This is a genomic window from Streptomyces sp. NPDC001153 (genome assembly GCF_053598315.1).
Map to the genome: position 1 here is coordinate 41,136 of NZ_JBSFJZ010000015.1, position 21,169 is coordinate 62,304.

General features: G+C 73.3%; 24 protein-coding genes. 9 read left to right on the forward strand and 15 right to left on the reverse strand.

All coding sequences use genetic code 11. From position 1 onward, the window contains the following. Positions 1 to 13: 13 nt before the first annotated feature. Genes ACWDEN_RS18765 through ACWDEN_RS18780 form a run of 4 tightly spaced genes read right to left on the reverse strand, consistent with a single transcriptional unit; the run spans position 14 to position 4,267 of the window. A complete protein-coding gene (locus tag ACWDEN_RS18765) occupies positions 14 to 1,243 on the reverse strand; it encodes an amidohydrolase family protein (RefSeq protein WP_450859677.1) in 1,230 nt (409 codons plus the stop codon). Then, positions 1,240 to 2,553, reverse strand: coding sequence for an amidohydrolase family protein (locus ACWDEN_RS18770; protein ID WP_450859678.1), 1,314 nt, complete (start codon positions 2,551 to 2,553; stop codon positions 1,240 to 1,242). The genes ACWDEN_RS18765 and ACWDEN_RS18770 overlap by 4 nt, the downstream gene beginning before the upstream one ends. 17 nt (positions 2,554 to 2,570) lie before the next feature. Then, positions 2,571 to 3,455: an SDR family NAD(P)-dependent oxidoreductase gene (locus ACWDEN_RS18775; RefSeq protein ID WP_450859679.1), complete on the reverse strand. Its 885-nt coding sequence runs from the start codon at positions 3,453 to 3,455 to the stop codon at positions 2,571 to 2,573. Then, on the reverse strand, positions 3,455 to 4,267 hold the full coding sequence (locus ACWDEN_RS18780) for an acetoacetate decarboxylase family protein (RefSeq protein ID WP_450859680.1): 813 nt from the start codon (positions 4,265 to 4,267) through the stop codon (positions 3,455 to 3,457). The genes ACWDEN_RS18775 and ACWDEN_RS18780 overlap by 1 nt, the downstream gene beginning before the upstream one ends. 117 nt (positions 4,268 to 4,384) lie before the next feature. On the opposite strand from ACWDEN_RS18780, the gene ACWDEN_RS18785 reads away from it, so the two are divergent. The 6 genes from ACWDEN_RS18785 to ACWDEN_RS18810 all read left to right on the forward strand — a co-directional run bounded on the left by ACWDEN_RS18785 (position 4,385) and on the right by ACWDEN_RS18810 (position 10,067). Continuing rightward, positions 4,385 to 5,050, forward strand: a complete 666-nt coding sequence (locus tag ACWDEN_RS18785) for a TetR/AcrR family transcriptional regulator (protein ID WP_351621140.1) — start codon at positions 4,385 to 4,387, stop codon at positions 5,048 to 5,050. A gap of 146 nt (positions 5,051 to 5,196) precedes the next feature. Then, a complete protein-coding gene (locus tag ACWDEN_RS18790; RefSeq protein ID WP_450859681.1) occupies positions 5,197 to 6,198 on the forward strand; it encodes a DEDDh family exonuclease in 1,002 nt (333 codons plus the stop codon). A gap of 113 nt (positions 6,199 to 6,311) precedes the next feature. Then, a complete protein-coding gene (locus ACWDEN_RS18795; RefSeq protein ID WP_153535354.1) occupies positions 6,312 to 6,545 on the forward strand; it encodes a hypothetical protein in 234 nt (77 codons plus the stop codon). A gap of 34 nt (positions 6,546 to 6,579) precedes the next feature. Continuing rightward, positions 6,580 to 7,392 (forward strand): SURF1 family cytochrome oxidase biogenesis protein, encoded by an 813-nt coding sequence (locus tag ACWDEN_RS18800; RefSeq protein WP_351621167.1) that lies wholly within the window; start codon positions 6,580 to 6,582, stop codon positions 7,390 to 7,392. 129 nt (positions 7,393 to 7,521) lie between these two features. Continuing rightward, the gene (locus tag ACWDEN_RS18805; protein ID WP_450859682.1) at positions 7,522 to 9,306 is read left to right on the forward strand and encodes a glycoside hydrolase family 15 protein; all 1,785 of its coding nucleotides are present in this window, start codon (positions 7,522 to 7,524) and stop codon (positions 9,304 to 9,306) included. A 5-nt stretch (positions 9,307 to 9,311) separates the two neighbouring features. After that, a complete protein-coding gene (locus tag ACWDEN_RS18810) occupies positions 9,312 to 10,067 on the forward strand; it encodes an SDR family oxidoreductase (RefSeq protein ID WP_351621149.1) in 756 nt (251 codons plus the stop codon). Between the two features lie 25 nt (positions 10,068 to 10,092). On the opposite strand, the gene amaP is transcribed toward ACWDEN_RS18810, so the two are convergent. The 5 genes from amaP to ACWDEN_RS18835 are packed head-to-tail and all read right to left on the reverse strand — an operon-like array spanning position 10,093 to position 12,378. Next, positions 10,093 to 10,674, reverse strand: a complete 582-nt coding sequence (gene amaP, locus ACWDEN_RS18815; protein ID WP_450859683.1) for an alkaline shock response membrane anchor protein AmaP — start codon at positions 10,672 to 10,674, stop codon at positions 10,093 to 10,095. A 6-nt stretch (positions 10,675 to 10,680) separates the two neighbouring features. Next, positions 10,681 to 11,295 (reverse strand): DUF6286 domain-containing protein, encoded by a 615-nt coding sequence (locus ACWDEN_RS18820; RefSeq protein ID WP_351621155.1) that lies wholly within the window; start codon positions 11,293 to 11,295, stop codon positions 10,681 to 10,683. Further along, complete coding sequence (locus ACWDEN_RS18825) at positions 11,295 to 11,651, reverse strand: Asp23/Gls24 family envelope stress response protein (protein ID WP_351621158.1); 357 nt, start codon at positions 11,649 to 11,651, stop codon at positions 11,295 to 11,297. Before ACWDEN_RS18825 ends, ACWDEN_RS18820 begins: the two co-directional genes overlap by 1 nt. Before the next feature lie 6 nt (positions 11,652 to 11,657). Beyond that, positions 11,658 to 11,852: a hypothetical protein gene (locus ACWDEN_RS18830; RefSeq protein ID WP_351621161.1), complete on the reverse strand. Its 195-nt coding sequence runs from the start codon at positions 11,850 to 11,852 to the stop codon at positions 11,658 to 11,660. A gap of 55 nt (positions 11,853 to 11,907) precedes the next feature. Continuing rightward, positions 11,908 to 12,378: an Asp23/Gls24 family envelope stress response protein gene (locus ACWDEN_RS18835; RefSeq protein ID WP_351621164.1), complete on the reverse strand. Its 471-nt coding sequence runs from the start codon at positions 12,376 to 12,378 to the stop codon at positions 11,908 to 11,910. Positions 12,379 to 12,475: 97 nt separating this feature from the next. Here ACWDEN_RS18835 and ACWDEN_RS18840 point away from each other — a divergent pair, with 97 nt between their 5' ends. After that, on the forward strand, positions 12,476 to 13,198 hold the full coding sequence (locus ACWDEN_RS18840; RefSeq protein ID WP_450859684.1) for a nucleopolyhedrovirus P10 family protein: 723 nt from the start codon (positions 12,476 to 12,478) through the stop codon (positions 13,196 to 13,198). A 38-nt stretch (positions 13,199 to 13,236) separates the two neighbouring features. Here ACWDEN_RS18840 and ACWDEN_RS18845 read toward each other — a convergent pair whose 3' ends face one another. From ACWDEN_RS18845 to ACWDEN_RS18860, 4 genes are all read right to left on the reverse strand, one after another. Beyond that, complete coding sequence (locus ACWDEN_RS18845) at positions 13,237 to 14,040, reverse strand: enoyl-CoA hydratase/isomerase family protein (RefSeq protein WP_450859685.1); 804 nt, start codon at positions 14,038 to 14,040, stop codon at positions 13,237 to 13,239. 128 nt (positions 14,041 to 14,168) lie between these two features. Continuing rightward, on the reverse strand, positions 14,169 to 14,390 hold the full coding sequence (locus ACWDEN_RS18850; protein WP_004002281.1) for a helix-turn-helix domain-containing protein: 222 nt from the start codon (positions 14,388 to 14,390) through the stop codon (positions 14,169 to 14,171). A 357-nt stretch (positions 14,391 to 14,747) separates the two neighbouring features. Next, positions 14,748 to 16,346 (reverse strand): ABC-F family ATP-binding cassette domain-containing protein, encoded by a 1,599-nt coding sequence (locus tag ACWDEN_RS18855; RefSeq protein WP_351623286.1) that lies wholly within the window; start codon positions 16,344 to 16,346, stop codon positions 14,748 to 14,750. Positions 16,347 to 16,464: 118 nt separating this feature from the next. Continuing rightward, a complete protein-coding gene (locus ACWDEN_RS18860) occupies positions 16,465 to 16,974 on the reverse strand; it encodes a hypothetical protein (protein WP_351623288.1) in 510 nt (169 codons plus the stop codon). A gap of 63 nt (positions 16,975 to 17,037) precedes the next feature. Here ACWDEN_RS18860 and ACWDEN_RS18865 point away from each other — a divergent pair, with 63 nt between their 5' ends. Beyond that, positions 17,038 to 17,259: a hypothetical protein gene (locus ACWDEN_RS18865; RefSeq protein WP_450859686.1), complete on the forward strand. Its 222-nt coding sequence runs from the start codon at positions 17,038 to 17,040 to the stop codon at positions 17,257 to 17,259. Between the two features lie 292 nt (positions 17,260 to 17,551). Next, positions 17,552 to 17,965, forward strand: coding sequence for a VOC family protein (locus tag ACWDEN_RS18870; protein WP_351623292.1), 414 nt, complete (start codon positions 17,552 to 17,554; stop codon positions 17,963 to 17,965). A gap of 16 nt (positions 17,966 to 17,981) precedes the next feature. Here the strand turns inward: ACWDEN_RS18870 and ACWDEN_RS18875 are convergent, their stop codons facing one another. Both ACWDEN_RS18875 and ACWDEN_RS18880 read right to left on the reverse strand, forming a co-directional pair. Then, a complete protein-coding gene (locus ACWDEN_RS18875; RefSeq protein WP_450859744.1) occupies positions 17,982 to 19,196 on the reverse strand; it encodes a hypothetical protein in 1,215 nt (404 codons plus the stop codon). Positions 19,197 to 20,004: 808 nt separating this feature from the next. After that, positions 20,005 to 21,132, reverse strand: a complete 1,128-nt coding sequence (locus tag ACWDEN_RS18880; protein WP_450859687.1) for an alpha/beta hydrolase — start codon at positions 21,130 to 21,132, stop codon at positions 20,005 to 20,007. Positions 21,133 to 21,169: the final 37 nt, after the last annotated feature.

A 21,169-nucleotide genomic window follows, 5' to 3' on the forward strand; every position in this document is an offset into this window, starting at 1 on the left:
TGCCACCTCCAGATCACCACACCCGCAGTGAGGCCCCCCGAGCGAACACCGGACTGGTCGCGTCCGCCGGTGGCTGCGTCAGGGGCTCGGCGACTTCCGCCACCGCAGGGCCCACCTTCGCCGCGAGGGTGTCGAGGAGGGCGAGGTCGAAGCCGTAGACGCGGGCCGCGTTGCCGCCGAGCATGGCCGCGAGCTCCTCGCGCGGCACGCCCGCGTAGGCGAACCGCAGGGCCTCACGGGTGTAGGGATGGGTGCCCTCGTCGTGCGGGTAGTCACTGCCCCACATGATCTTGTCGACGCCGATGCGGTCCCGCAGCGGCACCTCGTGCGGGCGCATGAAGCTGGCGCCGACGAAGCAGTTGTCCCGCCACACCCGCGAGGGTGCGGCGCCCATGCCGTCGGCCAGACCGACGCCGAACCTGGCCTCGGCGGTGCCGGCCTTCGTGGCCGCCGCGACCAGGCGGCCGTGGTAGTAGTCCAGCATGCCGAGCACCCCGGGGATCCAGCCCGACCCCTGCTCGGTCAGGACGAGTGTCAGCTCGGGGTGCCGGCGGAAGGCGCCGCCGAACACCAGGTGCCACAGGGCGCGGTGGGAGAACCACGTGGTCTCCACCATGAACACCGCGCGGGCGGCCGGTTCGTCGCCGAGCGGCGGGGAGGCCGAGCCGGCGTGGTGGTTGACGGGGACGCCGAGTTCCGCGCACGTGGCCCAGATGGGGTCGTACGTCCGCGAGTACAGCTCGGGCAGCCCCGAGCCGGGCGGGGTGCCGGGCAGCATCAGGCCGCCCTTCAGGCCCGCCGAGGCGGCCCGGCGGATCTCCCTGACGGCCTCCTCGACGTCGCCGAGCAGGATCTGGAAGACGCCCGCGCGGCGGCCCGGCGCGGCGGCGCAGAAGTCCGCGAGCCAGCGGTTGTGGGCGCGCAGGCCCGCCCAGCGGCGCTCGAACTCCCCGGCGTTCGACGGCTGGGTCATCAGCGAGCCGGACGGGAAGAACGGCGGGATGGTGTTCGGGAAGATCACCTCGGCGACGATCCCGTCCGCCGCCAGTTCCGCGAGGCGCCGCTCGGAGTTCCAGTTGCGGTCGGCGGAGTCGGCGAGCAGGTCCGCGTGGGGGTTGACGTAGGTGGCCGCCCAGTCGTCGAAGTCGTCGTGGTACCGCTTCTCCAGGTAGGGCCTGTAGTCCAGCAGGTCGGCGCCGGCGTGGCAGTCGGCGGAGATGACGGTGTACCGGTCGTCGCTCATGCGGGCGCTCCCCCTGCGGAGAAGCCGGGGCCGGTCCCCAGCACCGGGAAGTCGTGGCCGGTCAGCCAGTGGCGGCCCGTCTCGCGCGAGCGCGCCCAGGACGCCTCGACGGCCCTCTGGCCGGCCGGCTGGCCGAGGTCGGCGGGGGTCGGCCCGATGCGCCGGGCCAGGGGAGCGAGCTTGTCCACGTCGAAGCCGAAGACCTCGGCCGCGGCGAGGCCGAGCATACGGCGGGTCTCGGTGACGGGGATGTCGTGGAAGGTACGGCGCAGCCACGCGCGCGTGTCGGGCCAGGTGCCCTCGGGATGCGGGAAGTCGCTGCCCCAGAGGATGTTGTCGACGCCGATCTCGTAGCGCTGGGCCAGCTCGCGCCGCTTGGTGTTGGTGGCGCAGACGAACACCTGCCGGTCCAGGTACTCGTGCGGCGGGCGCCTGAGCTCCTCGAACGGGGAGAGCTTCTTGCCGCCGTGCGCGCCGAGGTAGAGGCGGTCCATGAACCACAGCAGGTTCGGCAGCCACCAGCAGCCGGACTCGGCGACGCCGAAGCGCAAGGAGGGGTGGCGTTCGAAGACACCGGACCAGAGCAGGAACCACAGCGGCCGGGCCGGCCACCAGGTCACCTCGCTCACATAGATGCCGAGGTGGTCGCCGTACTCCTCGCGCGGGGCGGCGCCGGAGTGGGTGAGCACAGGCATGCCGCACTCGGCGGCGGCCGCCCACACGGGGTCGTAACGGCGGTCGTGGTACGGCTCCTTGTCCGCCCACATGGCCGGGATCATCAGCGCGCCGAGGCCGGACTCCCGGGCCCGTTGGATCTCGGCCACGACCTGTTCGACGGGGGCCGTGACCGGCAGCAGGGCGACTCCGCAGTGGCGTTCGGGGTGCTCGGAGACGAAGTCCGCGAGCCAGCGGTTGTGCGCCCGCGCGCCCGCCATGCCCAGCTCCGGGTCCTGGTCGCCGCTCAGGCCGAGGCCCACGCCGAAGGGGGCGGCGGTGCGGCTGTCGACGGCGTCGGCGTCCGGGAAGACCACCTCTGCGGCCACGCCGTCCCCGTCGAGCTCCTTCAGGCGCTGTGCGGTGTCCCAGCCTCCGCGCAGGCCTTCCTCGTTGTCGCGGAACCACCGGTCGGCGAAGGTCTCGTTGCGGATGCCGAGCCGGGTCATCTCCTCGCGGCGCCGGCCCTGGCCCGCGAGGAACTCGTCGAAGTCCCGGTGGAAACGGGACTCCAGATAGGGCCGGTACTCCTCGGTGGGCAGTCCGGCGTGGCAGTCGGAGGAGATGATCAGGTACGGGTCGTCGTATGCGCTCACCAGGGCCTCCTCTCGGTTCAGTCCAGGACGAAGCTTTCGAGGTACGAGGGGTTCGCCCGGTCCAGCATCGACCGGGCGCGGGCGCGGATCTGCGCGTCGCTGTGCTCGCTCTGCGGCAGCAGCCAGAAGCGGTCGGCCCGGATGCCGGCCACGACGAGTCCGGCGACCTCCTCGACCGGCGTGAAGCGGACCTCCTGGCCGGCCGCGCGCATCGCCGCCTCCCACTGGTCGAGGCTGCGGTACGGCGTCCTGCGCGGGCGCTGTTTGGCATAGCGGGCGGGGCGGTTGCGGTGCGACTCCCACAGACCGGTGCGCAGCATGTGCGGGCCCGGGAAGAGCACCGAGGCGCCCACGCGCGCGTGCTCGGCCTTCAGGTGCGCGTACAGGGACTCGGTCAGGGTGACGACGGCCGCCTTGGTGACCGCGTACACGGAGGCGGTCGGGAGGGGCGCGATGCCGCCGTCGCCGGAGGATGTATTGACCACATGACCGGGTTGACCCGACGTGATCATCCTGGGCACGAACGCCTGGACGCCATGGAAGACGCCCCACACATTGACGGCGAAGGCCCACCGCCAGTCGTTCGGGTCGTGCTCCCACATCCGGCCCTCGGCACCCGAGCCGACGCCCGCGTTGTTGCACAGGACGTGCACGGCGCCGTAGGTGCCGTACGCCGCCTCGGCCAGCTCCATGACCTGGGCGCGCTCGCCGACGTCGACCACGCGCGCGTGCACGTCGGCGCCCTCGGCCCGCAGGCCGGCCGCGGCCTTGTCCAGGGCGGCCTCCTCCACGTCGGCGAGGACCACCTTCAGGCCCTCGGCGGCGAACCGCCGGGCCATCGCGAGCCCGATCCCGCTCGCCGCGCCGGTGACGACGGCGACCTGTCCGGCCTGGAGGTCCATCACACGCTCCCCTCGGGCGGCGCGAACTCCGGCGGTCCGTCGAGGATCTGCAGCGGATCGTCGTAGCGCTGGTGGATGTACGGCAACAGGGCCTCGGCGTCGACCCGTTCGACGACCCGGCCGCTCTGGTCGCTGGTCTTCTCGCCGACCGTGATCTCACGGAGGCGCAGCACCGGAAGGTCGGCCACGGGGTCGTACGCCGACTCGCGCAGGACGACCTCCCCGGTGACCCGCTCCAGCCGCCGCACCCGCTCGTGGCGCACGCAGTGGACCAGCACCGGGTCGGTGTCGAAGCCGGAACCGTCCACGGCGGGAAGGAACTTGAAGTAGAAGTCGGTCTTCCGCGACGGCTCCGGCAGCGGCAGTTCGGCGTCGGCCGTGCCGCGTACCTCGACGAACGCGATGCCGTGCCGGCTCATCGACGCGCGCACGCCCGCGCCGTCGCGCTCGACGGTCACCTCGCCGAGTTTCTTGGGCTCGCCGAAGACCTCGCGCCCGCCGGTGAGGGCGCGCTCGTGGGTCATCGGCATGACCAGCGGGTACCAGCCCTCGACCGTGCCGTGCGCGGCGGCGACGGCGAACGAGCCCGCGCCGAGCGGGTATCCGGGCAGGTCGACCTTGCTGATGTTCACCCGGACGAGCGGACTGCCGGTGGGTTTCAGGGGTGGCGGCAGGACCGCGGCGACCGCGTCCGGGTCGGTGTCCCAGACGGCCACCACCCCGGTGGACCAGATGTCGGGAAGCCGCGCGCTCGCGGTGCGCGTCACGGCGATCTCCCGCTCGGTCCGTGCTCCGTACCGTACGCGTCCCATGCGTCGTACCGCCCTTCTTCCGGCGATGCCGTTCCTGACGAACCGTCACCTGTAACTCTGTTACAGCAGTCCCCGTGCAGGGTAAAGACACGCGTACGGACGGGAGTTGGGGGGACCATGACGAGCGGGGCAAGGAGTGCGCTGACCCGGGAGGCGGTGCTGGACGCCGCTGCCGCTCTGGTGAAGCGGCACGGGCCTGACGCGCTCACGATGCGGGGCCTCGCCGCGGCGCTGGGCACCGCCGTGACGTCGATCTACTGGCATGTCGGCGGGCGTGAGGCGCTGCTCGACGCCCTGGTGGAGCGAACCATGGCCGAGCTCGGCGAGATCCGCCCGTCCGGACGCACGCCGGAGCAGCGCGTGGTCGGTGTCGCGCGCGACCTGCGCCGGCAACTGCGCGACCATCCACATCTGGTGGCCCTGGTGCACGAGCGGGGCCTGACCGAGCGGATGTTCCTGCCCGCGCAGCGGGTTCTGGTGCACGAGGCGCACGCCGCGGGGTTGCGCGGCGCGCGGGTCGCCGAGTTCGTCCGGGCGGTGCAGTTCCAGGTCGTCGGGCATGTGCTGGTGGAGCGCAATCGCGAGCGGGCCCCGGTGCAGCGTCCCGGCGAGGAGGAGTTGTGGAGCGCCGAGACCGCCGGGGACGACCCCGCGCTGGCGCGTGCGCTGGCCCGGCCGGTGGACACCGAGCGGCTGTTCCTGACGGCCGTACGGGCGCTGGTGCGGTCGCTGTTGACACCGGCCGGCGTGTCGCCCATTCACCCACGCGACTCGGCCGGCTGAGCAGCTCGGGGCACGGGCACGCGCGCGTGGCGCAGCGGACAGAGCACGCACGCGTGTGCGGTGCCCGCGCACCTGGACGGGTCCGGCGGGCGGGACCGGCACCTGAAGGTCAGCAGTGTCAGTCGCGGCCCGTATCCTCAATGACCATGCTCGAAGACCGTGCGACCGCAGTGTCCTCCCCCACCCAGTGGCCGGCCGCGTATCCGAAGGGATACGCGGTCGTTGACGTGGAGACCACCGGCCTGGCCCGGGACGACCGGATCATCTCGGCGGCCGTCTACCGGCTGGACGAGCGCGGCGAGGTCGAGGACCACTGGTACACGCTGGTCAACCCGGAGCGCGATCCGGGACCGGTGTGGATACACGGTCTGACGAGCGAGGTGCTCGAGGGGGCGCCGCTCTTCGCGGACATCGCCGAGGAGTTCGCGGCCCGGCTGGACGGCCGGGTGCTGGTCGCGCACAACGCCGTCTTCGACTGGCAGATGATCGCGCGGGAGTACGCGCGCGCGGAGCGCGAGGCGCCGGTGCGTCAGCGGCTGTGCACCATCGCGCTGTCGAAGGAGCTGGGGCTGCCGCTGCCCAACTTCAAGCTGGAGTCGCTGGCGGCGCACTACGGCGTCGTACAGCAGCGGGCGCACCACGCGCTGGACGACGCGCGCGTGCTGGCGGAGGCGTTCCGGCCGAGTCTGCGGGCCGCGGCGGCGGGCGGCGTCCGGCTGCCACTGCTGGAGTGCAGGCCGCTGACGGAGTGGTCGGACCGTTCGGTGCCCCGGCAGTCGACCGGCGGACACGGCGGTTCCGGCGGTTACGGCGGCTACCGGACGACCAGTTGGCGCCCCTCCCGCAAAAGGCCCGCATGCCCCTATCCCAACCCGGGTCGCTATGAAGACGGCAAACGCCTCAAACAGGGCATGCGGGTGGCGTTCTCCGGAGACACCTCCGTCGAGCGCGAGCTACTGGAGGACCGGGCCACCGAGGCCGGTCTGCACGTGGCGTCCAGCATCTCCCGGCTGACCAGCCTGCTGGTGACCAACGACCCCGACTCGGGCACGTCCAAGGTGGTCAAGGCGCGGCAGTTCGGCACCCCGATCGTGGACGAGGCCGCGTTCGGGCAGCTGCTGCGGGACGTCGAGCCCGCCGACGGATAGCGGCACGAAAGCACGCCACCGAACCGGCAGGAAATCGTACGAACGGGTGGTTGCCGGACGACTCACCCGGCGGCCGCTCGCCCGCGCGACGGTGACGGATCACCCTGTGGCGCATGGCGAAATGCGAAGTTTGCGGCAATGACTATGGAATGACCTTCGAGGTCCACGCACAGGGCTCGGTGCACGTCTTCGACTGCTTCTCCTGTGCGATCCACCGGATGGCCCCCATCTGCGAGCACTGCCGGGTGCAGATCATCGGCCAGGGCGTGGAGGCCGACGGCCGGTTCTACTGCGGGGCCCACTGCGCCCGCGCCGAGGGAAAGGTGGGCATCGTCGACCGGGTGTGACCCGGTACCCGCCTGAATGCACCCCACGGCCCGGATGTACCGTCGTGGGGTGCACCGCTACCGCTTCCTGTTGTCCCGCCAGTGGGTCATCCTCAGCATCGTCGCGATCGCGCTGATCCCGACGATGATCAGGCTGGGCTTCTGGCAGAAGCACCGGTACGAGGAGCGCACCGCGCGCAACAACCTGGTCTCCTCGGCGCTGCACTCCAGGCCGGTCCCGGTCGAGCGGCTGACCTCTCCCGGGCACGCCGTGACCCGCACCGAGAAGTACCGCACGGTCACCGCGACCGGCACCTTCGACCCCGCCCGGGAGGTCGTGGTCCGGCGCCGGACCAACTCCGACGGCGAGGTCGGCTTCCATGTGCTCACCCCGCTCGTCCTCACGGACGGCAGGATCCTCCTCGTCAACCGCGGCTGGATCCCCGCGAACGGCGCCCAGACCGCCTTCCCGAAGATCCCCGCCCCGCCGTCCGGCCGGACCACCGTCACCGGGCGGCTGATGGCCGACGAGACGACCGCGGCGAGCGGCATCAAGAACGTCAAGGGCCTCCCCGACCGGCAGATCATGCTGATCAACAGCGCGGAGGAGGCGCACCGGCTCGGCGCGCGGGTGCTCGGCGGCTACGTCGAGCAGACGGCGCCCACGCCCAAGGGCGGCCCGGAGCAGATCTCCGACCCCGGCAGCGAGGACGCCCCGCTGAACTACGCGTACATGATCCAGTGGTGGCTGTTCGCCGCGGGCGTGCCGGTCGGCTGGTGGTTCCTGGTCCGCCGGGAGATCCGCGACCGGGAGGAGGCCTCGGCGGCGGAGGCGAAGCCGGAGGAGAGCGCACCGGCCACGGTGTGACCGGGCCGGCGGCTCCAAGCCACGGCCCGCGGGAAACCGCGCCCACGGGAACCCGCGCCCCACGGGACCACGTCACTCCCCCGGCGCACCACCTGATTGGCCCTCTGGTCCGCCGGGAAACCGGATCCCGTGAACGCGCGCATCGAGGACTACGCACTCATCGGTGACGAGCAGACCGCCGCGCTGGTCGGGAAGAACGGCTCGATCGACTGGCTGTGCCTGCCCCGCTTCGACTCCGGCGCCTGCTTCGCGCGGCTGCTGGGCGACGAGGACCACGGCTACTGGCGGATCGCCCCCGAGGGAGCGGAGACCTGCACGCGCCGCGCCTACCGGCCCGACACCCTCGTCCTCGACACCGAGTGGGAGACCCCGGACGGCACGGTCCGGGTCACCGACCTGATGCCGCAGCGCGACCGCGCCCCCGACGTCGTACGCACCGTCGAAGGCGTCAGCGGCCGGGTCACCGTCCGCAGCACCCTGCGCCTGCGCTTCGACTACGGCTCGATCATGCCGTGGGTGCGCCGCGCGGACGGGCACCGGGTGGCCGTCGCGGGCCCGGACTCGGTCTGGCTGCGCTCCGAGCCCGCCGTGCGCACCTGGGGCGAGGACTTCGGCACCCACTCGGAGTTCACCGTCGCCGAGGGCGAGCGGGTCGCGTTCGTGCTCACCTGGCACCCCTCGCACGAGCAGCGCCCGCCGCTCAACGACCCCTTCGAGGGCCTGGAGTGCAGCGTCACCGACTGGCAGGGCTGGGCCCGGCAGTGCCGTTACCAGGGCCCCTACCGGGACGAGGTCGTCCGCTCCCTGATCACCCTCAAGGCCCTCACCTACCTCCCGACCGGCGGGATCGTGGCCGCGGCGACCACCTCGCTGCCCGAGAAGCCGGGCGGGGTGCGCAACTGGGACTACCGGTACTGCTGGCTGCGCGACTCCACCCTCACCCTCGGCGCACTGCTCAACGCCGGCTACCACGACGAGGCCTCGGCCTGGCGCGACTGGCTGCTGCGCGCGGTCGCGGGCGACCCGGCCGACCTGCAGATCATGTACGGCGTCGGGGGCGAGCGGCGGCTGCCGGAGATGGAGCTGTCGTGGCTGCCCGGCTTCGCCGACTCCGCCCCCGTACGGATCGGCAACGGCGCCGTCGAACAGCTCCAGCTCGACGTGTACGGCGAGGTGATGGACTCCCTCGCGCTGGCCCGCAGCTCCGGCCTGCCCCCGCGGCCGCACATGTGGGCGATGCAGCGCGCCCTGATGCAGTTCCTGAGGTCGGCGTGGCGGCAGCCGGACGAGGGCCTGTGGGAGGTGCGCGGCGGCCGGCAGCAGTTCGTGCACTCCAAGGTGATGGTGTGGGTGGCCGCCGACCGGGCCGTCAAGACGCTGGAGCAGTACGAGGACCTCAAGGGCGATCTGGAGGGCTGGCGCGGATTCCGCGACGAGGTCCACCGGGAGGTGTGCGAGAAGGGCTTCGACCCCGAGCGCAACACCTTCACCCAGTACTACGGCTCCCGCGAACTCGACGCGGCGCTGCTGCTCATCCCGCGCGTCGGTTTCCTGCCGCCCGACGACCCGCGGGTGGTCGGCACGGTCGACGCGATCCGCGACGGCCTCGGGCACGGCGGCTTCCTGCGCCGGTACGACACCGAGGACTCGGTGATCGACGGGCTGCCGAGCGGCGAGGGCGCCTTCCTGGCCTGCTCGTTCTGGCTGGCCGACGCGCTCCATGTGACCGGACGCAAGGACGAGGCGCGGGAGCTGTTCGACCGGCTGGTGGGCCTGGTCAACGACGTGGGACTGCTGGCCGAGGAGTACGACCCCGTCGACGGCCGCCACCTGGGCAACTTCCCGCAGGCCTTCAGTCACATCGCGCTGGTGAACACCGCCCTCACGCTGTTCCGGGACGACCAGGCAGGATAGGGGCCATGGATCTTGGACTGAAGGACCGGGTGTACGTCGTCACCGGGGCGACCCGCGGACTCGGCAACGCCGCCGCGCGGGAACTCGTCGCCGACGGGGCGAAGGTCGTGATCAGCGGGCGGGACGAGAAGCGGGTGGCCGACGCCGCCGCCGAACTGGGCCCGAACGCGGTGGGCGTGGCCGTGGGCAACGCCGACCCCGAGGCGCCGCAGCGGCTGATCGCGGCCGCCCGGGACGCCTTCGGCGCGTTCCACGGCGTGCTGGTGAGCGTGGGCGGGCCGGCGCCGGGGTTCGTCGCGGACAACACCGACGAACAGTGGCGCGACGCGTTCGAGTCGGTGTTCCTCGGTGCGGTGCGGCTCGCTCGCGCGGCGGCCGCCGAGCTGGAGCCGGGCGGGGTGATCGGATTCGTGCTGTCCGCGTCGGTGCACGAGCCGATTCCGGGCCTGACCATCTCCAACGGGCTGCGGCCGGGGCTCGCCGGGTTCGCCAAGTCGCTCGCCGACGAGCTGGGGCCGCGCGGGATCCGGGTGCTGGGGTTGCTGCCGTCGCGCATCGACACCGATCGCGTGCGCGAACTGGACGCGTTGTCCGCCGATCCCGAGGCCACCCGGGCCGCGAACGAGTCCCGGATTCCGTTGCGGAGGTACGGGACGCCGGAGGAGTTCGGGAAGGTCGCGGCGTTCCTGCTCTCTCCGGCCGCCTCCTATCTGAGTGGGGTCATGGTGCCTGTGGACGGCGGGATGCGGCACGGGTTCTGACGGTTCCGAAGGCCGTCGCCGGCGTTCAAGTGACCCTTTCCGCACGGTGCTTGACCGACCCCAGCCGTACTTCTGCCGGAAGTGACGGCAGGCCCGCCGACTCGCGCGCATGGGTCAATGCCTGAGCCGTGAACCCGGTCAGGGCCGTTGCCGGGTCCACGTACGGCTCCAGCCGGAGCCACACCCGTGCCGTGGGCGTCGTACGGCGGCCCCGCAGGAGGATCTCCGCGTGAGCCACGCCCTCCTGCCGTACGGCGTCCTGGGCCAGGGCCGATTCCAGGGCCCTGGCCCGCAGGAGGGCGGACGCGTCGTCGCCGGTGTCGATCACGATCTCGGTCAGCCGGCGGCGGCGCAGGACCGTCGTGAGCCACCACAGGGTGAGCAGGACGACGACGGCGAGGGCGGCGACGACCGTCGGCCACCACCAGCTCGTGCCGCGCCAGTGGGTGCGTTCGGCCTTGGTGAGCAGGACGTCGTGCGGGCCGGTGTGGATCCACCAGGAGGGCGGCGGCGCACCCAGGCCGACGGCGAGGACCGCGCCGCCGAGCGCGAGGAGGAGCAGGCCGACGAGGGCCAGCAGGACGCGGTTGAGACCGCCGGTGCGCATCCGTCCTCACCCCTTCCGCCCGGGCCGGGACACACGCAGCGACAGCGTGGGCGGCCGGGCCAGGCCGAGGCCCCGGATCGCGTCCGTGAGCACGGTGTCCAGGTCGGCGCGTACGTCGTCCAGGTCACGGAAGTGCGAGACGGCACGGACGTCGGCCTTCGTGCGGCGCATGCGCACCCGGACCGAACGGACCCCGGACACGTCGATGGCCCGGTCGCGGAGAAGGAGCGCCGCGGCCTCGCGCCGGAGTGCCGCGCGGACATCGGGGTGCGGGCGCCGCATGGGCAGCAGTGCGCGCAGGCCGGGTGTGACCGCGAGGGTGATCAGCCACAGGCCGAGTGCGACCGCGACGGCCGCGCCGGTCAGCACCCAGGTGTCGTCCAGGGGCCGCCCGGCCAGTTGCCGGGCGAGTGCGCGGCGCCAGTGCATCGCGGGGTGGTGGGCGCGTACGGCGACGATGTCGTACAGCAGCAGGCCGGCGCCGGCCAGCAGCAGCGCCGCGACGACGGCGGCCGGGACGCGGCGCGGGGACCAGAAGCGGCCACTGCCCTTGGCGGGGGCGGGCGGGGTGGTGCCGGGGTCCTTGTCGAGGGTCGGGGTGGTCGGCTGCGGTTCGTTCATCACGCCCTCCCGTGCGGTGCCGGGTGCAGCCGTTCGACCTGGACCGCGACCTCGGGCACCGCCATGTCCACCAACGCGCCTACCCGCTCGGCGACATGGCGACGCACGGCGGCGCAGTGGGCGCCGATGTCGCCGGGGTAGCCGAGTTCGAGGTGCACGCGGACGCGGGCCGCCTGCTGGTGGACGACGACCGTGGCGTGGGGGGCGGCCGCCTCGGCGGGCGGCGGCGGCAGCGCCTCGCGGGCGGCCTGGGCGGCGATCTTCGCCACGACCCGGTCGGCGATCCGGGTGGCGCCGCGCTCGCCCGGCGGCACGAGGGCCGACGGCGGGCGCGCCGCGCCGGTCTCGGCACTCACCTCCGGTCACCGCCGCCGCTCGCGCCGGTCGCCTCGGGTGCGGAAGAACTCACCCGGTTCCAGGTCGCCCTCCGCGAACCGGCCGACGACGAACCCGAGCGCACCCAGGGCCGCCACCAGCAGAAAGGCACCGAAGCCGCCGAAGTACCCGGCGAAGCCCAAGGCCATTCCGGCGATCATCCCGATCACGGCCATGCTCATGGAGCGCTCCTCAGCTCGTCAGCTCGTCAGCTCGTCAGGGGTCCGGGACCGGGTCTCACTGGATCCGGGGCTCCGGTTCCTCTTCCTCTTCCTCGGGCAGCTTGACGTCGCTCACCGCGATGTTGACCTCGACCACCTCGAGTCCGGCCATGCGTTCCACGGCGGCGATCACGTTCTCCCGCACGGCGCGGGCGACATCGCCGATGGAGACGCCGTAGTCCACGACGATCTCCAGGTCGAGCGCCGTCTGCACCTCGCCGACCTCGGCCTTCACGCCCCGGGTGACCGACTTGGAGCCGCCGGGCACCCGGTCGCGTACGGCGCCGAAGGTGCGGGCCAGGCCGCTGCCCAGGGCGTGGACGCCGACCACGTCCCGGGCCGCGAGAGCGGCGATCTTCTCCACGACGCCGTCGGCGATGGTCGTCCGGCCACGGGTCGCGGGATCGCCGCCGCCGCGCCGGGTCGCCTTGCGGGTCGAGACCTGTGGTTCCTGGTCGCCTTCGGGGGTCGTCGTCATGTCGGTCATCGCCGTACGTCCCTTTCGGTCGTCCCCTTCGATCGTCCTTCGTCCACCGTAAGCAAGGTTCCCCGACCGCGCGCCGGTGATACGGCAGGCTGGAGGAATGACGGCGGATCGGTGGACACAGGTGGTTCGGCGCCAGGTCGGGCTGGGCAGGCTGCTGCCGCTCGGCGGGCCGCCCGACGGGGTCTGGATCGCGGAGGCCGCGGCCGCGGCGGTACTGGAACGCGCGGCCGCGGACGGGCTGCCCGGGGTGCGGCTCGGCGCGCTGCGGCTCGCGCTCGCCGAGCCGGAAGAGGCGCCCGAGTCCGTCGTACCGGCTCCGCCGAGCGCGCTGGCGCCGGGCCCGCTGCGGCTGACGGCGGACTTCGCGGCGGCGGCCGCCGAGCCGCTGCCCACGGTGGCGTCCAGGCTACGGCTGGCCCTGGCGACGGCCGCGACACAGCGGCTCGGGCTCGCGGTGACGGAGGTGGACCTGCGGGTCACCGATCTGCTGGAGGCGGAGGAGCCCGTCCGGGAGAGGCGCGGGCCGCGCCCCGTACCCGCGCGGGAGCCCACGGACCCGGACGAGATCCGGGTGGCCGAGGCCGCGCTGTCCGTCCCCGGGGTGACCGGCCTGACGGGCTCCCTCGGCGGTCTGGGCCGGGCGGTCCACCTGGAGGAACGCCCGGCCGGTACGGCCCTGACGCACCGGCACGCGCGCGTGGAGCTCGCCACGGGCGCGGACCACCGAACCATCGACGTGGCTCGGCAGGTCCGCACGGCCGTACGGGATGCGCTGGCGGACCGGCCGACGGTGGCCGTGCTGGTGACGGCGGTCGGCTGAACGGCCTGCTCGCGCAGGGCGCCGCACCGGCGCGGGGCTCATTCGCCGAGGCCGGCCAGATCCCGGAGCCGGCGTGCCTGAGCGGCCCGCTCGGCCGCACGCTGGGCCTCGTAGTCACGGTCCAGCGCCCCGCGCAACAACGCCTTGGTCTCGACCACGGCGTCCCGCGGCGCGGCCAGCAGCGCGGCGGCCAAGTCCCTTACAGCCGCGTCGAGTTCGGCCGCCGGCACGGCGACGTTGGCCAGCCCGGACGCCACCGACTCCTCGGCGCCGACGAACCGCCCGGTCGCGCAGATCTCGAGCGCGCGGGCGTACCCGACGAGACCGACCAGCGGGTGTGTGCCGGTCAGGTCGGGGACGAGGCCGAGGCTGGTCTCGCGCATGGCGAACTGCACGTCGTCCGCGACGACCCGAAGATCGCACGCGAGCGCGAGTTGGAAGCCCGCGCCGATGGCGTGCCCCTGGACGGCGGCGATGGACACGATGTCGTTGCGCCGCCACCAGGTGAACGCCTCCTGGAACTCGGCGATGCTCGCGTCGAGCCCGGCGTCGTCACGGCGCGCGAGTTCGATGAAGTTCGGCTCGCCCGGGATCCCCTCCGGCGTGAACATCTGCCGGTCCAGCCCGGCGGAGAAGGACCTGCCCTCGCCGCGCAGCACGACGACACGGACGGAGCCCGGCAGCAGCCGGCCGGCCTCGGTGAGCGCGCGCCACAGGGCGGGGCTCTGCGCATTGCGCTTGGCCGGATTGGTCAGCGTCACCGTGGCGAGCGCGTCGTCGACGGTGAGCCGTACGCCGTCCTTGTCGAGTACAGGAGCGAGGTCCTGGTCGGGCGAAGCCATGGAGCGCCTCCGATGGGTGCGGTCAGCCGGGCATGCCGTGGGCACGCTTAAGTGACTGCACAGTAACCACCCGGCCGGTCAGACCGCCGACCGGGTGGCCACCATCGAAGCCGATGGGCCGCCCGGAGTCAGGACGATGCGGCCTTCTTGCCCCGGGTCGCTCCGCCACGCCCACGAAGCGTGACGCCCGACTCGCTGAGCATCCGGTGCACGAAGCCATACGAGCGGCCGGTCTCCTCGGCCAGCGCCCGGATGCTCGCACCGGAGTCGTACTTCTTCTTCAGGTCTGCCGCGAGCTTGTCGCGCGCGGCGCCGGTCACCCGGCTGCCCTTCTTCAGAGTCTCGGCCACCCGTGCCTCCTCATGGGAAGTGCGCTCTGGTCTCCTCATGATCACCCCTCCCGGGCCTGATGGCCACCCATTCGGCAAGGTCCGTGAGACATCGTTGTGACGACAGGAGGGGATCCCCACAAGCGGAATCCTGGATTCCATGGGGTGGTGTCCGCGGGGCCGAACGGGTGGATTCGTGAAGTGCCAGGTCAGGGACGCGCGACGGCCGACCCCTTGGCGCGCAAGGGATCGGCCGGGAATTCCGTGTACGACACACCTCGATACGAGGAGATCTCACACAGATGATGGATCACCGATGAGCCGAATGATCCATACGCGGTGGATCAGGCCTCGGCCAGGCCCGGATCAGGCTTTCGATCACGCCAGGGCGACGAGATCCGCGTAGTCGGAGCCCCACAGGTCCTCGACGCCGTCCGGCAGCAGGATGATCCGCTCCGGCTGGAGCGCCTCCACGGCACCCTCGTCGTGCGTGACGAGGACGACCGCGCCCTTGTAGGTGCGCAGGGCACCGAGGATCTCCTCGCGGCTGGCGGGGTCCAGGTTGTTGGTGGGCTCGTCCAGGAGCAGCACGTTCGCCGAGGAGACGACCAGGGTCGCAAGGGCGAGTCGGGTCTTCTCACCGCCCGAGAGGACGCCGGCCGGCTTGTCGACGTCGTCGCCGGAGAAGAGGAACGAGCCCAGCACCTTGCGGACCTCGACCAGGTCCATGTCGGGGGCGGCCGAGCGCATGTTCTCCAGGACCGTGCGGTCGGGGTCCAGGGTCTCGTGCTCCTGGGCGTAGTAGCCGAGCTTGAGGCCGTGGCCGGGGACGACCTGGCCGGTGTCCGGCTGCTCGACGCCGCCGAGCAGGCGCAGCAGCGTCGTCTTGCCGGCGCCGTTGAGGCCGAGGATGACGACCCGTGAGCCCTTGTCGATGGCGAGGTCGACGTCGGTGAAGATCTCCAGCGAGCCGTACGACTTCGACAGGCCCTCCGCCATCAGCGGGGTCTTGCCGCAGGGCGCGGGCTCCGGGAAGCGCAGCTTGGCGACCTTGTCGGACATCCGGACCTCGTCGAGGCCGGAGAGCAGCTTCTCGGCCCGGCGGGCCATGTTCTGCGCGGCGACCGTCTTGGTGGCCTTGGCACGCATCTTGTCGGCCTGGGCGTTCAGGGCGGCGGCCTTCTTCTCGGCGTTGGCCCGCTCCCGCTTGCGGCGCTTCTCGTCGGCCTCGCGCTGCTGCTGGTAGAGCTTCCAGCCCATGTTGTAGATGTCGATCGTGGACCGGTTGGCGTCCAGGTAGAACACCTTGTTGACGACCGTGTCGACCAGGTCGACGTCGTGGGAGATCACGATGAAGCCGCCGCGGTAGGTCTTCAGGTAGTCGCGCAGCCAGGTGATCGAGTCCGCGTCGAGGTGGTTGGTCGGCTCGTCGAGGAGCAGGGTGTCCGCGTCCGAGAACAGGATCCGGGCCAGCTCGATACGGCGGCGCTGACCGCCGGACAGGGTGTGCAGCGGCTGGCCGAGGACGCGGTCGGGCAGGTTCAGCGCGGCGGCGATGGTGGCGGCCTCGGCCTCGGCGGCGTACCCGCCCTTGGTGAGGAACTCGGTCTCCTGGCGCTCGTACTGCCTGAGGGCCTTCTCGCGGGTGGCGCCCCTGCCGTTGGCGATGCGCTCCTCGTTCTCGCGCATCTTGCGGATCAGTACGTCGAGGCCGCGCGCGGACAGGACCCGGTCGCGGGCGAGGACGTCCAGGTCGCCGGTGCGGGGGTCCTGCGGGAGGTAGCCGACCTCGCCGGAGCGGGTGATCTGGCCGGCGGCCGGGATGCCCTCGCCCGCGAGGCACTTGGTGAGGGTGGTCTTGCCCGCGCCGTTGCGGCCGACGAGACCGATGCGGTCGCCCTTGGCGACACGGAAGGTGGCGTTCTCGATGAGGACGCGCGCACCGGCGCGCAGCTCGATACCGGAGGCGGAGATCAAGGACAGACTCCAGGGCGTACAGGGATTGACGGGTGGGCGGCTGAGGACGTTCCCGCCGTCTAATGCGCGAGGAGAATGGCCATGCGGAGAAGTCTAACGGGGGTGTGCAAGCGGTTTTCTACGTCCGCGCGTTCGATCTGTCCCGTGGAGATCGTTGCGGAAGATCGTTGCCGAGCGGCGTGCGGCCCGGGACGATCCGGCCGAGGTCGTCCAGGGCCACGAGCTGCTGCGTCCAGGGCCCTTGCGCGCACGGCTGGGCGATCAGCAGGGCGGGGCCGCGCCGTACGGCGCCCACGGGCCGGAACGCGCAGCCGTCGTCGGCGGGCAGTACCCAGCGCAGGTCGCCGTCGGCGATGCGGTACGCGGTCACGCGGTGCGGGGTGACGGCCGCGAGCATGCCGCGTCCCAGGGAGCGCAGCACGCCGGTGCCGCCCTGCGCGGGGAGCCACTCGGCCGCGTCGGGCAGGGCCCGGTGCCAGCGCACCGAGCGCCCGTCGGTGTCGGTCAGCAGCCCGTCCTCCCACAGCGCGATCACCTCCGCGCGCGTGGCCAGCACGTCGACGGGCCGATGCCCCACGCGCGCGTAGCGCCAGCGCAGGGCGCCGGTACGGGTGTCGTAGGCGGCCACGGCGGCGCCCCGCGTGCGGAGTGCCCAGGTTCCGGCGCCCGGCTGCCCCTCCCCTCGCGCCGCGTGGACGAGACGGTCTTCGTAGGGGGCGGGACGCAGGTGGTGGGCGGCACCGAGGAGGCCGACGGCGAGGAGGACGCCACCGAGGGACCGCAGGACGCCTGCGGTCCGGCCGTGGTGACGGGTGCTGTGGTGGGCGCTGAACTTCGCGCGCGGTGGGTGACGGGGGCCGCGGTGGGGCGGTGCGCCTGCGCCGGGGTGCGCCGCATGGGATGGCTCGTCTGAGACGGCGAGTCCTGCTTCGCTCGGGGCGGCTGCCACCCTTCCCCCTTCGCTGTCCTCGGCCTCGGATCAGGCGCAGAGCGTAGTCACGGGGTCCGGCCGGGGGCGGGGTGACGGGGCGGGGAGTCGCCCGTTCGGGGGTCCACCGGGGGCGGGGCGGCGGCAGCGGTGGTTCCGCCGGGGCTGCCGGACCGGCGTCGTGAAGCAGCGCGACACGTGGCGCCGGGGCGTTGTCAGTGGCGGCTGCGAGACTGAACGGGACGCCACGGAACCGACGCACGAAGGAGTGATCGGCATGGCAGGCACGGGCGGCGGACGGCCGAGTCTCTACCCCACGCTGTTGTACGCGGACGCGAAGGCGGCGATCAAGCAGCTCACCGAGGCCCTCGGCTTCACCGAACTGTCGGTGTACGAGACGGAGGACGGCAAGGTGATGCACGCCGAGCTGGTCCAGGGCAACGGCGCGGTGATGATCGGCTCCAAGGGGCGCGGCGGCGTCTTCGACGCGGCCATGAAGGACGCCGGGCCCGCCGGGGTGTACGTCGTCGTGGACGACGTGGACGCCCACCACGAGCGGGCCCTGGAGCACGGCGTGGAGATCCTGATGCCCCCGACGGACCAGGACTACGGCTCGCGGGACTACATGGCCCGGGACGCCGAGGGCAACATCTGGAGCTTCGGGACGTACGCCCCGGAGATCGGCGCCTGAGCGGCCCCCGCTCCGCTCATCCTCCGGTGTGCACCTGGAAGGCGGCCCGGCGCACGGCCTTGGCCAGGGCCGGGTCGGGATGCGCGGCGGCGAGCGCGACCAGGACCTGCACGGTGCGCGGGTGGCCGACGGCGCGGACCTCGTCGAGCAGCTGGGGGACGGTGGGCTGCACCGCGGACTCCAGGTGCCGGACCAGCATCGGCGACTCGCCGTGGTCGGCGACGGCGGCGGCGGTGTCCACCCACAGCCAGGTCGCCTCCTCCCGGGTGAGGACCTCGTGGGCGTCCTCCGGATCGATCCCGTCGTGCTCGGCGAGCCACAGCAGGGCGTAGGGCCGCAGGGCCGGCTCCTCCACGACGGCGTGTACGTCCGGCTCGGCGGGGGCGCCGACGACGCGCAGCGCCTCGAAGGCCAGGCCGCGCAGCAGGGCGTCCTCGCCGCGCGCGGCATGGATCAGCTCGGTGACGGCGTCGCCGACGGTGCGGGCGGCGAGCCAGGCGCGGTATTCGGCGCGGGCGGCGTTGGGGCGGAGCTGGGCGCAGCCGCGGAGCATGTCCTCGGCGGACTGCTCGATGTTGCCGGCCGGGCTCTGTGCGGCCACGCAGATCTGCTCCAGCTTGACCCACACCGCCCAGTTGCCCAGCGGGGTGAGGGTGGCCTGGCCGTCGCCGTAGGTCAGCGCGCCGACGGAGGCGAGGGCCCGCAGCGCCCAGTCGAGGAGGGGTTCGAGCGGGGTGTCGCCCGTGGGCGCGGGGTGTTCCGGGGCGGCGGCCGCGAGTTCCGCCGGGCGGGCGTGCCCTGACTCGGACGGCCGCCGCGCCCCCGCCGGGTCCGGCTGCACGGCCCCGGTCCCGCACGGCTGCCGCGCCGCCGGCACGGTCGCCCGCGCGAGCACGGGCTCGACGAGCCGCTGGGTGCCGGGGGCGGTGGGCTCGGTGCCGGGGGCGGCGAGGCGGCCGGTGCCGGGGGCGGTGGGCCGCTCGGTGCCCGGGGCGGCAGGCCCCTGAGTGCCGGGCTCGGCAGACCGCTGAGTGCCGGACTCGGCGAGCCGCTCGGGGGCGGTGGGCTCGGTGCCGGGGGCGGCGAGGCGGCCGGTGCCCCGGGCGGCAGACCCCTGAGTACCGGACTCGGCGAGCCGCTCGGCGCCGGACTCGGCGAGCCGGTCGGCGCCGGGGGCGGTGGGCTCGGTGCCGGGCTCGGCGAGCCGGTCGGTGCCGGGTTCGTAGGGGATCTCGCAGCGCTCGGTGCGGAGTTCGGTGACCCGCTGCTGGAGCAGGTCGAGCAGCTGCTCGACCGGGACGGGCCCGGCGGACAGCTGGAGGAAGGAGAGCACCTGGGGCATGGCCGAGACGACCTCGGCGACGGCGGCCGGCTCGTGCCCCTCGGGTTCCGGGGAGGCGAGCGACCAGGCGTCGAAGAGGGCGACCCAGCCGCGCAGTACGGCGCTGTCGTCGCGGTTCCAGGCGCGCAGCCGCCAGCCCGGGCGCGCGCTGCCTCCGTGCACCTCGACGAGCCCGGCGAGGCGTGCGGTGTCCCAGTCGGCGCGGACCTGGGCGACGCTCAGGCCCAGGTCGGCGGCGGCGCGACGGGCGGTGGCGTCGGAGAGGGTGGCCTTGCCGTCGGCGGTGGCGCCGTCGCTGCCGGGGCCGAGTACGGCGTCGGCCCAGCGAGCCACACGCACCGGGCCGGCCAGCCCGGTGCGAGCCATTCCGGCCAGTTCCGCGGGGGCGGGGGTGCCCTCCGGCGGCCGGGGTGCGGCGCGGCGCGGACGCCGCTGGTTCACAGCTCTGGGGGCGGCGGCCAGGGGTCGCGGTCGGACGAGTCGAAGCCTGGAGTCGCGCGGGATACGGGACGTCACGGGTGCAGTCTTCCGGTTGACGGTCCGAAAACCCAAACGGAATGTCACGGCGGGCGACGGGGCTGGCCAACGCACGGGGGCCGGGACGGGGCCAGGGGTGGTGATCAGGCCAGTCGTACGGCCTTAAACGGAATGCCGGGCACCCGGCCTCCCGGGGCCCTCCGGAGGGCCGGGGACGTTCTCACACCAGCGGGGTCAGGAAGCGGCGCAGCCGCTCCTCGTACTCCTTCGGGTTCGCGTTCCACATCGCGCCGTGCGGGGCCTGCGGGACGGTGTGCAGGGAGACCAGATCCGGGCGGCGGCGGGCGAGCCGGCGGGAGAACTGCCAGGGGGCCACCTGGTCGTCGGGCCCGTGGAAGATCAGGGTCGGCACGGTGAGCAGGTCGGGGTCGGTGAACTCGGGGAGCCGGTCGGCGTACAGGCCGGTCCGGCCCTGGGCGGCGCGCACCGCGAGCGGCAGCAGCGGCTGCGGGGTGCGGCGGGCCCGGGCGAGGGCGCGCAGCGTGGCCTCCCAGCTGAGCACCGGCGAGTCGAGGACCAGCCCGGCGATGCGCTCGCGCACCGCGGAGTGCTCGGCGGCGCGCAGGGCCATGGTGGCGCCGGTGGACCAGCCGAGCAGGACGACCCGGCGGGCGCCGTAGCGGACGGCGTAGCGGATCGCCGCGTCCAGGTCCCGCCACTCGGTCTCGCCGAGGCGGCTGAGGCCGTCCGGCGGGCGCGGGGCGCCGAGGTCGCCGCGGTAGGCGAGGGCGAGGACCGGCACCCGGCGGGCGTGGAGGGGGGCCATGAGGTTCATGGCCTGTTCCCGCGTGGTGCCGAGTCCGTGCACGGCGATCACCCAGGTGTCCCGGGCCGCGGGCACGAACCAGGCGGGCAGCTCGCCGAGTTCGCCCGGCACGTCGATGTCGGCGTGGTCGAGGCCGAGGGCGGTGCCGGGGTTGCCGACGTACAGGTTCGGGGTGAGCCACACCGCGTCGCCGGCGGCGAGGGTGCCGTGGGTGACGCGTTCCAGGCGGCGTACGACGGTGTCGGCCGCATGCGGGGCCGCGTCCAGGACGGGGCCGACGACCGCGTGGGAGCCGTCGCCGGAGAGGCCGTAGGTGCCGGGGCGCAGTGCGGCCAGATCGCGGGTGAGGGTGATCTGGCCGGCGGCGGTGCCGTGCACGGTGAGGCGGGGTTCGGTGGGCAGCGGGCGGCCCGCGGGCGCCTTCAGCGCGGCGTCGCTGGCGATCCGGCCGGCGGCGACGGACGCCACGGCCATCCCGGCGGCTATGGCCGTGCTGAGGGCGGTCGCTCTGACGGTGCGCACGGGTCCAGTGTCGTGGGGGTTGCCGTCACCGGCCAGC

Coding starts and splice junctions, on each gene's coding strand:
- ACWDEN_RS18765 (WP_450859677.1), bottom strand. CDS start 1,243: ATGAGCGACGACCGGTACACCGTCATCTCCGCCGACTGCCACGCCGGC.
- ACWDEN_RS18775 (WP_450859679.1), bottom strand. CDS start 3,455: ATGGACCTCCAGGCCGGACAGGTCGCCGTCGTCACCGGCGCGGCGAGC.
- ACWDEN_RS18780 (WP_450859680.1), bottom strand. CDS start 4,267: ATGGGACGCGTACGGTACGGAGCACGGACCGAGCGGGAGATCGCCGTG.
- ACWDEN_RS18785 (WP_351621140.1), top strand. CDS start 4,385: ATGACGAGCGGGGCAAGGAGTGCGCTGACCCGGGAGGCGGTGCTGGAC.
- ACWDEN_RS18790 (WP_450859681.1), top strand. CDS start 5,197: ATGCTCGAAGACCGTGCGACCGCAGTGTCCTCCCCCACCCAGTGGCCG.
- ACWDEN_RS18795 (WP_153535354.1), top strand. CDS start 6,312: ATGGCGAAATGCGAAGTTTGCGGCAATGACTATGGAATGACCTTCGAG.
- ACWDEN_RS18800 (WP_351621167.1), top strand. CDS start 6,580: ATGTACCGTCGTGGGGTGCACCGCTACCGCTTCCTGTTGTCCCGCCAG.
- ACWDEN_RS18810 (WP_351621149.1), top strand. CDS start 9,312: ATGGATCTTGGACTGAAGGACCGGGTGTACGTCGTCACCGGGGCGACC.
- amaP (WP_450859683.1), bottom strand. CDS start 10,674: ATGCGCACCGGCGGTCTCAACCGCGTCCTGCTGGCCCTCGTCGGCCTG.
- ACWDEN_RS18820 (WP_351621155.1), bottom strand. CDS start 11,295: ATGAACGAACCGCAGCCGACCACCCCGACCCTCGACAAGGACCCCGGC.
- ACWDEN_RS18830 (WP_351621161.1), bottom strand. CDS start 11,852: ATGAGCATGGCCGTGATCGGGATGATCGCCGGAATGGCCTTGGGCTTC.
- ACWDEN_RS18835 (WP_351621164.1), bottom strand. CDS start 12,378: ATGACCGACATGACGACGACCCCCGAAGGCGACCAGGAACCACAGGTC.
- ACWDEN_RS18840 (WP_450859684.1), top strand. CDS start 12,476: ATGACGGCGGATCGGTGGACACAGGTGGTTCGGCGCCAGGTCGGGCTG.
- ACWDEN_RS18845 (WP_450859685.1), bottom strand. CDS start 14,040: ATGGCTTCGCCCGACCAGGACCTCGCTCCTGTACTCGACAAGGACGGC.
- ACWDEN_RS18870 (WP_351623292.1), top strand. CDS start 17,552: ATGGCAGGCACGGGCGGCGGACGGCCGAGTCTCTACCCCACGCTGTTG.